The sequence below is a fragment of the Planctomyces sp. SH-PL62 genome (genome assembly GCF_001610895.1).
Taxonomy (GTDB): Bacteria; Planctomycetota; Planctomycetia; order Isosphaerales; family Isosphaeraceae; genus Paludisphaera.
Genome location: NZ_CP011277.1, coordinates 1 through 12,514, shown reverse-complemented (window position 1 = coordinate 12,514; position 12,514 = coordinate 1). Strand labels below are relative to the sequence as shown.

The window sequence follows — 12,514 nt, the reverse complement described above, 5'->3', positions numbered from 1 at the left end:
CCGCCTATCTGGCCAAGGTCGATCCGGCGGTCAGCGGGCAGGACGGACACGGGACGACGTTCCGGGCCGCGATGATCGGCCCGGGGTTCGACCTGGCGCCCGACGTCGCCTTCCGACTCCTGATGGACGAGTACAACCCGCGATGCGTCCCGCCGTGGACCGAACGCGAGATCCGGCATAAGGTCGATCAGGCGTACAAAGCCGAAGGCCGCCGGGGTTGGTTGCTCGGCGCGGGCGAGAGTCGGCCGGGGCAGGGGGCCGGGGGGGCGGACGGGGCGGAAAGCCTGGATGCCGTCCTCGCCAGGAAGATGCGGACCGACATGGGGAACGGCGAGCGGTTCGCGGTCCGCTACGGCGGCGACGTCCGCTACTGCAACCCGTGGGGCGACTGGATCGTCTGGGACGGCAAGCGGTACGCCGTCGACCGGACGGGGGCCGTCCAGCGGCTGGCGAAGGAGACGGCCCGCAAGATCCTCGTCGAAGCGGCCAGGCTCGACGGAGACGAGCGGAAGCGGCACGCCGACCACGCGATCGCTTCCCAGTCGAAGGCCCGGATCGACGCCATGATCGCGATGGCGGCGACCGAGCCGGGGATTCCGATCCTGCCGGAAGAGATGAATCGGGACGGATGGGTCCTCAACTGCGAGAACGGGACGATCGACCTGCGGACGGGGGCGCTTCGGCCCCACGATCGGGCGGACCTGATCACCCAGCTATGCCCCGTCGCATTCGACCCGGACGCGAAATGCCCCCAGTGGGAAGCCACCCTCAATCTGTTCTTCGCCGGGAATCAAGCCCTCATCGCCTACTGGCAACGGGTCTGCGGGTACGCCCTTCTCGGCGTGGTCCGGGATCACGTCATGCCGGTCTGCTACGGGGACGGCAGCAACGGCAAGAGCACGATCCTGGGGACGCTCCAGGACGTCCTGGGGACTTGCTACGCCATGAAGGCCCCCCCCGCCATGCTCATGGCGAAGTCCCACGAGACCCACCCCACCGACCGGGCCGACCTGTTCGGCAAGCGGTTCGTGGTCGCCATCGAGACCGAGAGCGGGCGGCGGCTCGACGAGGTCATGGTCAAGGAATTGACGGGGGGCGATCGCATCCGGGCCCGGCGGATGCGCGAGGACTTTTGGGAGTTCTCCCCGTCGCACACGATCGTGATGGCCACGAATCACAAGCCCGTGGTCAAGGGGACGGACAACGGCGTTTGGCGGCGGGTCCGGCTCATCCCCTTCAGCGTCCGGGTGGATGGGGAAGCGGCCGACCCGGAGATGCCCGAGAAGCTGCGGGCCGAGTTCCCGGGCATCCTGGCGTGGTGCGTCCGGGGTTGCCTGGCGTGGCAAGAGGTCGGCTTGAACGAGCCGGACGTCGTCACCAGGGCGACCGCCGAGTATCGCTCCGAGCAGGACGTCATGGGCCTGTTCCTCGAAGAACGGGCGGTGCTGGACCCGTCGATGAGGACGCGTTGCGGCCAGGTCTTCGAAGCCTACAAGGCTTGGGCCGAGTCGGGGGGCGAACGGCCGATGACGATGCGGACCTTCGGCCAAGCCATGAGGGAGCGCGGCATCGAGACCGTGAAGAGCAGCAGCCTTTGGTACGTCGGCGTGGGACTGAAACCGCCCAATTGGGGGGCGGCGGACAGCGAATCCGAGTGAATTGACGCTTAATGGGAGCTAGCGTCCTCCCGTCATTCCGCCCAATGGGAGTTTCTCCCACAGCGGTAAACGTCTACGTCGACAGGCTTTACGGAACCCCTGGGACAATCGGGACTCAGATTGCCCATTAACGGCCTTAATCCCTTACGCGGGGCCGTTAATGCCGAAAGTCGGTCCCATTGTCCCGTTCGTCCCAAGAAGCCGCAGAGACGGCCCCATCCTCGACGCCCAAAGGAGGGAGGGGGGGGGTAATTTGTTGAAAAGTTCAAATAGTGCGGAGCGAAGGTGACCCCGCGCACGTTTTGATGCACCCCCGAGACCCCTAAATCCGGGGCTTGCGATCGGGAATCGCTGCGGACTCCCTCGGGTGTATGCTGCAATTTTTGGCGGCCGAAACAGAGTTTAACCCAGTCTCATCAATGGGTTGCGTCTCGACTTTTCAGACTCGGCTTGACAAAATTCCAAGGTGTGATCTAGTAGGGGCTACGAAAGCAATCGTGTTCGCATGGCCACTGGCGAACCGCTGAAAACGCCCCTATCCCGCATGTCGCCCCCTGGGAGGCTCGACGTGGAGACACCTTGATGGCAGCAATGGATAGAGAGGCCCGCATCCGCCTGGGCGGCCGCATCCGGCGGTTGTACGGCCAGGGGGCGGCCGTCGAGGAGATAGCCGTCCGGTGCGGCGTCACGACGGCGGCCGTCTACGCGAAACTCGCGAGGTCCGAAACGGCCCGCTTCGAACTGGCCTCGCTGCGGCGGGCCCTCTGGGTCGAACGGCGTCGAGAAGGCATGTCGGTCCCCCAGATCGCCCGACTGTCGAGGGTCTCCGAGGCGGCCGTCCGGCAGGGCCTCAAGAAAGCCGCCGCCCTCGCGGCGGACGACCTGGCCTAAGGCGGCCCCAGCTTCCCCCGCAGCGCGTCCACGGCGCGAGACGAGGGTTCCACCGATCGAAGCTCCATCAGCCCCGTAGTGGGCTCCCCGGGCCCTCTGCGCGCCGTGCGACGCGCCGGCCCGCTCGTCCGCGTCCACCCCACTGGGCCGTCTCGACGTCGTCGCGGCCCCTCGCCCCCACGGATCGCCACTCAGGAGCCCCGTTTTGCTCAACCTCCGAGACCCCCAGACGGATCAACACGTCATCTACAGCCGGTCGAATTACTCGCTCGCCACCATGACCCGCTCCGTGGTCGACGGCCTCAGTAAGCGGGGTTCCCCCGGCGGCCTCGAAGGGCGCGTCAACGAAGCCTTGAAGCGGAACATGAACCAGGAGCGCTACCGGGGCGGGGTGTTCGTCCCGCTCGACGCGATGGGCCCCCGGACGCAGAGCCTGGAACTGGCGACGCGTTCCGTCCTGGCCACCCCCTTGCCCTCGTCGCCCCTCGAATTCACGACCGTCCTCCGCAGCAAGTCGGCCGCCGGCATGCTGGGCGTTCGGTTCGCGAGCCTTCAGGGGACTGGGCAGATGCTGGCCAGCATCCCCACGAAGACGTCGGCCACTGCCGTGGGATGGATCGCGGACGGGGACCCGGCCCCGCAAGCCTCCCCCGTGATCGTCGCCGACGAGGGCGGCGCGACGAAGACGCTGGCGGTGTTGATGCTCGTCGAGCGGAAGGTTTGGAACTCGACCGACGACGAATTCCACGACTACCTCGTGGCGGACATCGCGGCCGGGTTCGCGGCCGAAATCGATAAAGCCGTCATCGCGGGGGCCGGCGACCTGGAGCCGATCGGACTCCTGGACCTGGACGGCGTGCCGATTCAGGCGTTCGGGACGAACGGGGGCCCGGCGACCCGGGCGGCTCTCGTGGCCGCCATGAAGGCGGTCCACAACGCCAACGGCGACGCGTCGGCGACGGCCGCGATGGGCTGGCTGACGAGCCCCGACGGGGAGGCCGTGTTGCGGCTGACCGACGGTTCGGCGGGCGAGTCGGGCGCGTGGCTCTGGTCGGACGCCGATCGGATCTTGGGCAAGAAGGCTGTATCGACGACGAGCGTCCCGGCGAATCTCACGAAGGGCTCGGGGACCGGCCTGACGGCCCTTGCGTACGGGAACTGGAACGACGTCGTCGTCAACCTCTCCCCCACCATGCAACTCAACATCGACCCCAAGAGTCTTCGGGACGACGGGGCCGTCCGCGTCCTGGCCTTCCTCGACGTCCGCGTCCTGTTCCGGCACGCGGAATCGTTCGTCCTGTTCAAAGACCTGGCGACGTCCTGACCCGTGCCACGCCCCCGGGGCCCCGAGACGGCCCCGGGGGGCTTTCCTTCATCGAATAAAAGGTAGTCGATACATGGACCATCATGGGGGGCGGGCGAGGCCGATTTTCGTGGTCCCGGAGGGCGTCGTCGCGACGGCCTTACTGCCGGGCGGAAACGGACGGTCGGAAAGCCGACTCCGACGTCGCCCGACGTCGCCCCGCTGGGCGGCCAAAGGCTGACGTAAGAGCCGCCCGCGACTCGCACCACATCGACACGAGGTAGGCCCGGAGACGCGACCGATGCCGACGTCCGCCCTAGCCGCGATCGAGACCCGCCAGGCCCGGACGGCGGAAGCCGTGGCGGCGAAGTGCGTCGAGCGCTGGCGGAAGACCGGGAACGCCGTCGAGGTCGCCAAGCGGTTCCACGTCACGGCCGGATTCGTCCGGGCGGCCGTCGAGCGGGCCGGGGCCGCGGAGTTCCACGACGGCCCGGCGACGGCCCGCGACCTGGACGCCGACCCCGTCGACGCCGACGAGGCCGAAGGCTGGCGGACCCTCCGGGCGAACGGCATGAGCGACGCGGAAATCGCCGACGAGGCCGGCGTAAACGTCCGCTACGTCCGGACCCGGATCGGCTTCGCCGACGCCCCGGAGCCGCAAGGCGGGCGACGCGGCCCCGCGGTCGACCTGACGCCGAAGTTGACGCCGCTGTTCCCGGTCGGGCCCCTCACTCCGACGTCCGAGTGTCCGCACAAGGGGCCTATCCCCGCGGGCTCCCCGTTCGTCTGCATGGTCTGCCATCAAAGCGGCTTCGACGCCCATCCGAAGGTGCATTTCGACCCGGCGGCGGACATGCCGCCCGATCCCCTGGACGACGATACGTCCGCCCCCCAGTGGGAAGCCCTGGCGTCCGCATCGAGGGCGGCGGGGTGAGTCTCGGCGCGTCGTCGTCGAGCGGCCGGGCGCAAATCTATCGGTCCAACCCCGGCGGCGTCTGGACGGAGTCCGGCGACCCCGTCGAGGTCTGGAATCACAAGACGATGCCGTCTTCCATCGCGTCCCCCAGGGCGGTGACGCTCGGTTGGATCGGCGGAAAATGGTGGTTGATGACCGGGAGTTGTTCCTGATGCTGTTCGATCCAGGTTGCGCGGATTGCGGGTGCGGGCCCGCGCCGACCGGCTGCACGTTGACGATGCGGCTCAACTCCTCGGACGTCGGCACCCTGTGCGGGCCGGCGACGAGCGGAATAACGGTCTCCGCTTACGACTCGTCGATGACGTTCCTTGGGTCGGCGGTGACGGGATCGGGCGTCGGTTGGTTTGCGGGAGAAGCCCGAATCGTCGTCCCGTTCGGGACGACCCCCAATTGGGTCATTTCAAGCCGCCACCCGACGCTTCGAACGTTCGTCACGGGGTGCGGATTCTGGACGTGGAACGATTGCACGGGGTTCACGTGGTCATGATCGACTTATCGGACGCGGCCGTCCTCGCGGCCTACCGCGAGCGCCCCGACGTGGTCGCCTCGCTGGGCGACTGCCGATCGCTCGCGGGCGGCGGATGCGCCAAGCACGGCGGCCCGGTCGAAACGCTCCGTTGCCTGGCTTGCTTCGATCGCGGCGAATCGGACGTCGAACTGCGGGGCCTCCCCTCCTCCTCCTACGCCATGCCGCTCGTCGAGCCCCCCGCCTACCCCTCGCTCGCGACCCAGGCCGGCAACCTGGCGGGCGCGGCCGCGCGGTTCGTCGCGTCGGGGCTGGCGACCGTCCCGCGCGAGGAATACGACCGCCGCCGGGCGATCTGCCGGGCTTGCCCCACGAATCAGTACGACGCGGCGCAGGATCGGTGTTTCCGGTGCGGGTGCCTCGCGTCGGTCAAGCCGTGGGGCGCGGCCGAGCGTTGCCCGGATGGGCATTGGTGAGAACGCGCGGCGCGTGGGAAGCCCTGGCCGCGACGGCATGAAAGCGAAGCGGCGTGATCGATGCCAGGTCGACTAATCGACCTGGGGACAAGTCGACTAGTCGACGTAACCCCCTGGTTTGCCGTGCGATACGACGAACTCGGGGCGGGTTTCTTTGAAGCGGCGACGTCGCGGGGACGATAAAAGGATTCGTCGTCTTTAACCCTGCTTATTCTTCGATGTCGCGAGGGTCGTTCCCGATGGCTGATGTTCTCGCCCCGGCGTCTCAGGACTCGCGTCGCCCCGACGGCCTTCCCGCCGAAGGCGGCTTCCGGAAGATGTCCTTCACGCTGTCGCCGGGCTCCCTGATGAAGCTCGGCGTCACGGCCGTCATGGAAAGCCGTTCGCGATCGGAGATCGTCGAATCGCTGATTCAGGAGCACTTGAACGAATACGAGGTCATCTACGAGGGCGACGCCGCATCGGCTTGATTCCGGCCGGGCATGACGGGGTCGGAGCGGGCGGCCCTGCGTCGCGACCTGTGGGGGCCGCCCGTCAGAAACAGGGGATGACCGTCCCCATGATCGCCCGGCTGTCAGGCGTCAACGAGATGAGAGCGACGCAGTATGACGGCAAACAGCCGGGCCCTGCCAAGAGCCCGGCTGTTGTTTTATTGCAGCACATTCAAAAGAGGTCCGCGCCGAGGCTAGGCGTCAACCGGCTGGATGTCGTCACTGTGGCTGACAAGCCAACCCCAGAGCCAATCCAAGCCCTTGCGGATACCCCAGGTCGCCGCGATAGCGGCGACCCACCGGAGCACCTTCGACGTGGCAAATTTGCCATCCGGTTGCGTGCTCGGGTTTTCGAATGGACAATCACGGGCCGCTGCGGTATTTCCTTGAGGAACCGCAACGCCTGCACTTCGGTCAAACCTCTCAGAAGGCTTGGCCGACTGGCGGTCGTGACGAGCGGAGCGTCGGCAGACGCTCCCGCGACGCTTCTGGCGTCGCTTTCGGCGAGATCGTGCAGCCGATCCGCGCCGTCTCCGGTTTTTCCGGGGCAAGGGTTCTCCTTTCATCTGACAGGCGAGGGAAACCCCACAGAGAGGTCGAACGAGATTAGGCCCTCGTTCGGCTCCTCTGTGTCTTTGGACTATGTGGACCTTTAGGCGTTAGGCCACGCCGGCGTCCAGGGTGTCAACATGGGATACCTTTCCAAAAAACGCAAACGGTTTTTCTTCCGCGTGGCTAAATGAGATTGCGGATTGGAGAACAAGCTCGTGGACGTGAGATTTTGGCCAGAATCACGGCTTATCCAGAAATGGCCCCCAACGATTCAAGATTAGTTAGACAACACCTGTTGTCTTAAAGACACAGTGCATGGATGCTTTTAGTTGCTTGCACGCATTCATGAAACAAGCATTCAAGTTTGCCGCTGGCCCTCACGCGTCACCCTCGACGCGGCCTCTTCGGCTGGACGGCGGCGAAAATCCAACATAATATAAATTTGTAAATATGTCCGACTGATAATCCATATTATGCCACCACGGCGATTGTTTATGGGTTGTTGAGCCCGAATTGGGCCGATCCGGCGGCGCGGCGTTATAATCGGACCCGCGTTCCACGACGTTCCACGGAACCGGGGCGGACCATGGCCAGGCTCCGAAAGGTGGTCTCGGGGGGGCAGACGGGCGTCGATCAGGCGGCCTTGCGCGCCGCCCGCGCCGCGGGTATCGCGACCGGCGGATGGATGCCGAGGCGGTGCCTGACCGAAGCGGGCCCGCGGCCCGACCTGGCGGACCTGTACGGGCTCCAGGCGACCGCCGCGGCCGATTACGTCGAGCGGACCCGGGCGAACGTCCGCGATTCCGATGGGACGCTCTGGCTCGGTCCCGGCGGTTCTGCGGGATACCGGGCGACCCTCGCGGCGGCCGAGGCCCACGGGCGAACCTGGATGGTCGGCACGCTTGGGCTGACCACCGTGGGGCACGTCGTCGAATGGCTCGACGTCCACCCCATCGCGGTCCTGAACATCGCGGGCAACCGCGAGAGCCGCTGTCCAGGCATCGGCGACCGGGCGGAAAGGTTCCTGACCGCCTTGTTCCGGCGGCTAGTCGCCGAGGGGCGGACCGAGGCCCGCGAGACCGGCTGACCGGGCGCCTCGCATGGAACGTCGCCTAGCCTTACAATCGGCCCCGCGTTCCACGACGTTTCACGGGACCGAGGGGCCGGCCATGTTCATCACCGTCATCGAGCGGAACACCGACGGCAGCAAAGTATATATAAGTGTCGATTCGATCGCCGCGGTTCATCAACGCGGCCCCCACTTGGCGCTCATCGAGTTGAAGACCGGCCGGACGATCGACACCACCCAGGGCTACGACGCGATCGTCGACATGATCGAAAACCCGGCACCGAAGCCGAGCGGCGGGGGCGGCTTCACGTCCAAGCCTCTACGCATGTGATCGGGCACGCAGAAGCGGGGAGGTCCGTAAGGGCGACCATCTTCAAGTCCGCAGGTGCGGACGTTCGAAGTAGAGTAAGCCCGCGGTCATGACTCCGCGGGCTTGCCCTGTTACGCACCGGAGGCCCTACGTATGACCCCCGCCCCTCGTCGACGGAAGACCGCAGTTCCGCAGACCGAACGCACCGTAAAGGCGACAGTGATCGTCGACGCCGACACTCATGTCCGTTGGGCCGCAGCGGCGGCGATGGCGAACATGGACCGCTCCGCGTGGGCGGCCGCCGTTCTCAGGGAGGCTCTCCGAGGGGTCGTCGTTGTCGACCGGAGAAAGACGCCCGGTCAACCTGACACTAGTGATCGGTCCGGCAAGGCAAGCCCGTTAGACTCTGACGGCGAAATCGCAGCCTGAAACGGGACTATGGTCCGGTTGGGCGATTCGTGCCGCCGATGCGGCGCGTGGAGCGACCGGGGCAGGGGAGGGGAGATGGTGGACAGCGAAAGGATCGCCAGAAAGACCAAAGGGCGACTGACGCGGGGGCACGAGGTACTCGCCGAGTCCGTCGAGGTGGACATGGGAGGCACCGAGAGACGCCTCGAAGCGACCTTCCATATTCCGAATGACGTCATTCAGAAGGGCGACGGGGTCGTCCTGTGGCCCCACGATAAACCCGGACTGACGTTCCCGATGGTCGTCGTGGACACCATTGAAAGCCTCGGTTCATCAGTCGACGTTGTCATTGCGCATGTAGACCTGGAATCGCCCTGAACGCAAAGCGGCCCGAGTCTAGTACGGATCGACGATTCAGCCCCCGCCCGACGACGATCGGCCGGCGTACTTGCGCCGCACTTCGGCGACCTGGCGCGCCAACTCGGCGGGCGTCAAGCGGCGACGTCCCGCCGATCGTCCTGGCAGGCCCGCTGTGAAGCCGTGGGCGAGATCCCCGAGCATCCGGCCGACTTCGCGCCTGGGATCGTCCAGACGCGGCCCGGAAGGCGGGACGGGGGGCGTCCGACCGCCGCAACCTTGGCGGGCGTGGCGTCCGGTTCGCTCCGACCCTTGGCGGGCGCGTCGCCGATTCTCGACGTCGGCGGCGGGGCGCTCGCTCGACGGGCGTCCTTCCGTCCGGCCTCGATCATCGCGCGGAGGTATCCCGCTGGGCCGAGCTGCGCGAAGCGGGCCGCTTCCTCCGGGTCTTCATCCTGGGAGAGAATCGGGGCGGTCTGTTCCTCGCTCTGATGGGGCGCTCTGGTTAGTTCGACAGGGATGTTGAACCCCTCCCGCGCCGCTGTCGAACCCGTCCCACACTCCTGTTGAACGCACGCCCGTTCAGTACCACACGACTGTTGGAGGGCTTCCCAGGTCACGCGGATGCCCGTGCGGACCCGGCCGCCGTGGGTGTAGTCGCGGGCGATCAGCCCGGCCCTTTCGAGGGCGAGCAAGGCCCGACCGACGGTCATCTCGCAGCAACCGAGGATCCGGGCGAGCGTGCCGTTGCTGAGTCGAGACCGCCAGCCGCGGGAGCGGGCGTTGTCCAGGAGGAGGACGAACACGGCGCGGGCGGTCCTATTGAGCCCGAGTCCGTCCAGGGCGATCGGGTCGGCCCGGAAGGCGAAGGGGATTGTTCGGGTCGCGCCGTGCTGTTCGCGCACGGCCGCCTTGACTCGCAGGGGGCTGGAGTGGATCATTGGGGCACCTGTAGATTTTCTAGCCCGGCCGGTGTTGGTCGCACCGTCCGGGCTTTTTCATTTCGAACGCGGACGATCATCGCGCGCCGCCCGGCATCATGCCAGAGGGGCGCGGCTTACGGGCTTGTCGGCCCTCGTTCTTTGCCGGCGTCCTTCGACGCCTTCGCGGCCGGCTTGGTGAGATCCTTCGCCATCTGGGCGTAGGCCCGATCGACCGGACCCTTGAGCATCACGCTCAGGAGTTCCGCCAGGGTCGTCTTTTTGTAGGCCGCGACGACGCGGGCCCGGTCGACCAAGGATCGGTCGAGTTTGACCGGGACGTCGTCCCGATCCCCCCTGGGACGCCCCGCCGCCTTCCGTCCAGCTTCGGCCATGTCTCGCTCCAACGTCGCGGCCGTCATGAATCCCCGCCTTCCATCCCCAAAGTACAGGCCCGCGGTAGCTTCGTCTACCGTGCAGTATATCGGCTTTGGTCGCTCGTCAAACAAAATAACTGAGATACAGAGAAACCTATTGACTGAAATATTTCAGTAACTAGAATACCAGGTATCGGGAATAGAGATCGGCTGGACGACGCCCCGGAGACGAGACCGATGGAAACCGGCTTCTACGCCTTGAAGACCCTGGAAGAACGGCGGGCCTGGCTCCGCGAAGAGAACCGCAGGCGCTGCGAGGCCGCCGCCGCGGCGAAGGCCGGGAAGCCCGTCGAGCACAAGGAATGGACCCTGAACCCCCCGGCCCGCTGAGAGGCGGGGGCGGGACGCAATGAGCGACGAGACCGCATACCAGGAGAACACGCGATGATCACCGTAGGCGAGATGGTCCGGATCGTGGGCGGGACGGTCGGCGGGGAACAAGTCGACGTCGACCTGTTCCTGACCACCAGGGCGACCGAGGGGGAGATGTTGGCCAGACAACCGCACCTAACGGGCCCTGGCTGGGTACGTCGGCCCTCGACGCTCCTAGCCGACCTGATCCTCTATCTGAGACACGACGCCCCCGCCGTGCCTACGGGGGCCTAGCCGTCCCTCGACGTGTCGAGGGGGTCTAGCCGACCCCCGCCGCCGCCCGTCCACGACGCCCCACGCGACGTCGGCGGGCGGCTTGCGTTTCGGGCCGGCGCACGCCCGGCCTCCCGGATTCTCGGCGGCGACGGCCGAGGTCATGGTGGTCGTGTTATATACCAATATGTGGGAACAAGGTGAACGGTTGTGGAGTACCAAGCGGGGGGCGAACGGCGTGAACGACGAAATCTTGACCATCGTCGAGACTGGGCAATCGCTGGGCCGATCGGTCGGGGCGGTCCGGCAGTACGTCCGATTCTTCGGGCTGCCGTCGATCAAGGTCGGCTCCAGAAACTTCGTCAAGCGAAGCGACCTGGACGCCTGGCGGGTCCGGCCCGACATCGCGGCCATGCTGGTGGCCGGCGACTACCTCAATAGGTCGAAGAAGGGGCAGGCGTCGCCCGGCCCCGCTTGACGGACTTCGGACGATCGACCCCTTAATCGGAAAGGATATCGACATGAACCGATATAAGGTCGCCCCCAGCGAGAAGCTGGACGACGCATTCCTCGACGAACTGGTCCGCAAGCTGGTCCGCGACGCGATCGACGCGGTCGACGAATTCATGGGGGGCGAGCCCGATTTCAACGGCCGGGTCCTCTCGGAGTTGACGGCCGTGATGGACTCGCGGGACGCACACGTCACGATCGAGGTCGACCACCTGGACGGCGACGGCGGGGCCGATGCGGAGTCGTTCCCGCTCGGCACCACGAAAGCGCGGATGCTTCGATGGCTCCGCGAATTCGCCAGCTTCGTGGCGTCAGAATCCGACGGCGAGTGAGCCGAAGGACTGGTGCCCGAGACCACCCCGGGGCACGGCCCCTGAAAGCGACTTGCATCATGAGAATTCGCGACGACGGCATCGGCTTCGATGAAGACGCCGATTGCCAGGACTTCGACGTCCCCGGCGTGGCATGCGTCCCCGGACCGTTCGACTTGCCCAATGTCCCGGCCGAGCTTCGGGCGCTGGAGCAATGGATCTTGTGGACGGACGTCGACGGCCGAAAGCTCCCCAGGACGGCCGACGGGCGGCGGAACGCCTCGACGACCGACCCGGCGACCTGGACGACGTTCGAGGCGGCTGCGGAAGCCTTGCGCGAGGCGGCCCCCGGCCGCTTCAGCGGGCTGGGCTTCGTGTTCACCGGGGGCGACCCGTACGTCGGGATCGACCTGGACGGTTGCCTGGACGGCGGGGAGATCGCCGATTGGGCTAAGGCGTGGCTCGATCGCTTCAAGGGCTGCTACGCCGAAGTGTCTCCGAGCGGAAACGGCGTCAAGGTCTGGGCCCGCGGCAAGCTCCCCGGGGGCGGCTGCCGCCGGAAGGCGGACGAAGGAGGACACACGGCGTCGAGGTCTACGGCGAAGGGAGGTACTTCACCGTAACCGGTGAAGTCCTGCTACGCCCTGACGGGGCGATCCCGGATCGGCAAGAGGTCGTCGCCGACCTGTACCGTTGGATCAAGGAACGATCCTCCGAGACGCCCGCGGCGAAGCGGACGGGCGGGCTTCGGGTCCGCGGCGCTTCCGGGCCCCTGACCGACGAGCAACGGGCGT

General features: G+C 66.7%; 17 protein-coding genes. 15 read left to right on the top strand and 2 right to left on the bottom strand.

What is annotated here, in order from left to right:
* Window positions 1–71 precede the first annotated feature (71 nt).
* The 10 genes from VT85_RS26355 to VT85_RS26305 all read left to right on the top strand — a co-directional run bounded on the left by VT85_RS26355 (window position 72) and on the right by VT85_RS26305 (window position 8,978).
* On the top strand, window positions 72–1,658 hold the full coding sequence (locus VT85_RS26355; protein WP_068423221.1) for a phage/plasmid primase, P4 family: 1,587 nt from the start codon (window positions 72–74) through the stop codon (window positions 1,656–1,658).
* Window positions 1,659–2,240: 582 nt separating this feature from the next.
* Window positions 2,241–2,549: a hypothetical protein gene (locus VT85_RS26350; RefSeq protein WP_156513230.1), complete on the top strand. Its 309-nt coding sequence runs from the start codon at window positions 2,241–2,243 to the stop codon at window positions 2,547–2,549.
* Window positions 2,550–2,754: 205 nt separating this feature from the next.
* A complete protein-coding gene (locus VT85_RS26345; protein WP_068423215.1) occupies window positions 2,755–3,873 on the top strand; it encodes a phage major capsid protein in 1,119 nt (372 codons plus the stop codon).
* Between the two features lie 280 nt (window positions 3,874–4,153).
* Complete coding sequence (locus tag VT85_RS26340; protein WP_068423212.1) at window positions 4,154–4,786, top strand: hypothetical protein; 633 nt, start codon at window positions 4,154–4,156, stop codon at window positions 4,784–4,786.
* Window positions 4,783–4,980 carry a hypothetical protein gene (locus VT85_RS26335; RefSeq protein WP_068423209.1) on the top strand — a complete coding sequence of 66 codons (198 nt, stop codon included), beginning with the start codon at window positions 4,783–4,785 and terminating at the stop codon, window positions 4,978–4,980. Before VT85_RS26340 ends, VT85_RS26335 begins: the two co-directional genes overlap by 4 nt.
* A 301-nt stretch (window positions 4,981–5,281) precedes the next feature.
* Entirely contained in the window at window positions 5,282–5,770 is a 489-nt protein-coding gene (locus VT85_RS26325) for a hypothetical protein (RefSeq protein WP_156513229.1), read from the top strand.
* A gap of 239 nt (window positions 5,771–6,009) precedes the next feature.
* On the top strand, window positions 6,010–6,240 hold the full coding sequence (locus tag VT85_RS26320; protein ID WP_156513228.1) for a hypothetical protein: 231 nt from the start codon (window positions 6,010–6,012) through the stop codon (window positions 6,238–6,240).
* Window positions 6,241–7,399: 1,159 nt separating this feature from the next.
* Window positions 7,400–7,900, top strand: a complete 501-nt coding sequence (locus tag VT85_RS26315) for a YpsA SLOG family protein (RefSeq protein WP_068423196.1) — start codon at window positions 7,400–7,402, stop codon at window positions 7,898–7,900.
* A gap of 82 nt (window positions 7,901–7,982) precedes the next feature.
* The gene (locus VT85_RS26310) at window positions 7,983–8,213 is read left to right on the top strand and encodes a hypothetical protein (protein WP_068423193.1); all 231 of its coding nucleotides are present in this window, start codon (window positions 7,983–7,985) and stop codon (window positions 8,211–8,213) included.
* A gap of 483 nt (window positions 8,214–8,696) precedes the next feature.
* Window positions 8,697–8,978 (top strand): hypothetical protein, encoded by a 282-nt coding sequence (locus VT85_RS26305; protein WP_068423190.1) that lies wholly within the window; start codon window positions 8,697–8,699, stop codon window positions 8,976–8,978.
* Window positions 8,979–9,091: 113 nt separating this feature from the next.
* Here the strand turns inward: VT85_RS26305 and VT85_RS26300 are convergent, their stop codons facing one another.
* Both VT85_RS26300 and VT85_RS26295 read right to left on the bottom strand, forming a co-directional pair.
* Window positions 9,092–9,898 (bottom strand): helix-turn-helix domain-containing protein, encoded by an 807-nt coding sequence (locus tag VT85_RS26300; protein ID WP_068423187.1) that lies wholly within the window; start codon window positions 9,896–9,898, stop codon window positions 9,092–9,094.
* Window positions 9,899–10,014: 116 nt separating this feature from the next.
* Window positions 10,015–10,272: a hypothetical protein gene (locus VT85_RS26295; protein ID WP_156513227.1), complete on the bottom strand. Its 258-nt coding sequence runs from the start codon at window positions 10,270–10,272 to the stop codon at window positions 10,015–10,017.
* Between the two features lie 219 nt (window positions 10,273–10,491).
* Between VT85_RS26295 and VT85_RS28125 the strand changes: the two genes are divergently transcribed.
* From VT85_RS28125 to VT85_RS26275, 5 genes are all read left to right on the top strand, one after another.
* Window positions 10,492–10,644, top strand: coding sequence for a hypothetical protein (locus tag VT85_RS28125; RefSeq protein WP_156513226.1), 153 nt, complete (start codon window positions 10,492–10,494; stop codon window positions 10,642–10,644).
* Window positions 10,645–10,698: 54 nt separating this feature from the next.
* Complete coding sequence (locus tag VT85_RS26290) at window positions 10,699–10,920, top strand: hypothetical protein (protein ID WP_068423181.1); 222 nt, start codon at window positions 10,699–10,701, stop codon at window positions 10,918–10,920.
* A 217-nt stretch (window positions 10,921–11,137) separates the two neighbouring features.
* Entirely contained in the window at window positions 11,138–11,377 is a 240-nt protein-coding gene (locus VT85_RS26285; RefSeq protein WP_068423178.1) for a helix-turn-helix domain-containing protein, read from the top strand.
* Window positions 11,378–11,420: 43 nt separating this feature from the next.
* A complete protein-coding gene (locus VT85_RS26280; protein WP_068423175.1) occupies window positions 11,421–11,741 on the top strand; it encodes a hypothetical protein in 321 nt (106 codons plus the stop codon).
* 59 nt (window positions 11,742–11,800) lie between these two features.
* Window positions 11,801–12,343: a hypothetical protein gene (locus tag VT85_RS26275; RefSeq protein WP_068423172.1), complete on the top strand. Its 543-nt coding sequence runs from the start codon at window positions 11,801–11,803 to the stop codon at window positions 12,341–12,343.
* Window positions 12,344–12,514: the final 171 nt, after the last annotated feature.

Excerpts from the sequence above, each read along its gene's own strand:
- VT85_RS26355 (WP_068423221.1), top strand. The coding sequence starts at position 72 with ATGATCGGCCCGGGGTTCGACCTGGCGCCCGACGTCGCCTTCCGACTC.
- VT85_RS26350 (WP_156513230.1), top strand. The coding sequence starts at position 2,241 with ATGGCAGCAATGGATAGAGAGGCCCGCATCCGCCTGGGCGGCCGCATC.
- VT85_RS26340 (WP_068423212.1), top strand. The coding sequence starts at position 4,154 with ATGCCGACGTCCGCCCTAGCCGCGATCGAGACCCGCCAGGCCCGGACG.
- VT85_RS26320 (WP_156513228.1), top strand. The coding sequence starts at position 6,010 with ATGGCTGATGTTCTCGCCCCGGCGTCTCAGGACTCGCGTCGCCCCGAC.
- VT85_RS26315 (WP_068423196.1), top strand. The coding sequence starts at position 7,400 with ATGGCCAGGCTCCGAAAGGTGGTCTCGGGGGGGCAGACGGGCGTCGAT.
- VT85_RS26310 (WP_068423193.1), top strand. The coding sequence starts at position 7,983 with ATGTTCATCACCGTCATCGAGCGGAACACCGACGGCAGCAAAGTATAT.
- VT85_RS26305 (WP_068423190.1), top strand. The coding sequence starts at position 8,697 with ATGGTGGACAGCGAAAGGATCGCCAGAAAGACCAAAGGGCGACTGACG.
- VT85_RS26300 (WP_068423187.1), bottom strand. The coding sequence starts at position 9,898 with ATGATCCACTCCAGCCCCCTGCGAGTCAAGGCGGCCGTGCGCGAACAG.
- VT85_RS26295 (WP_156513227.1), bottom strand. The coding sequence starts at position 10,272 with ATGGCCGAAGCTGGACGGAAGGCGGCGGGGCGTCCCAGGGGGGATCGG.
- VT85_RS28125 (WP_156513226.1), top strand. The coding sequence starts at position 10,492 with ATGGAAACCGGCTTCTACGCCTTGAAGACCCTGGAAGAACGGCGGGCC.
- VT85_RS26290 (WP_068423181.1), top strand. The coding sequence starts at position 10,699 with ATGATCACCGTAGGCGAGATGGTCCGGATCGTGGGCGGGACGGTCGGC.
- VT85_RS26280 (WP_068423175.1), top strand. The coding sequence starts at position 11,421 with ATGAACCGATATAAGGTCGCCCCCAGCGAGAAGCTGGACGACGCATTC.
- VT85_RS26275 (WP_068423172.1), top strand. The coding sequence starts at position 11,801 with ATGAGAATTCGCGACGACGGCATCGGCTTCGATGAAGACGCCGATTGC.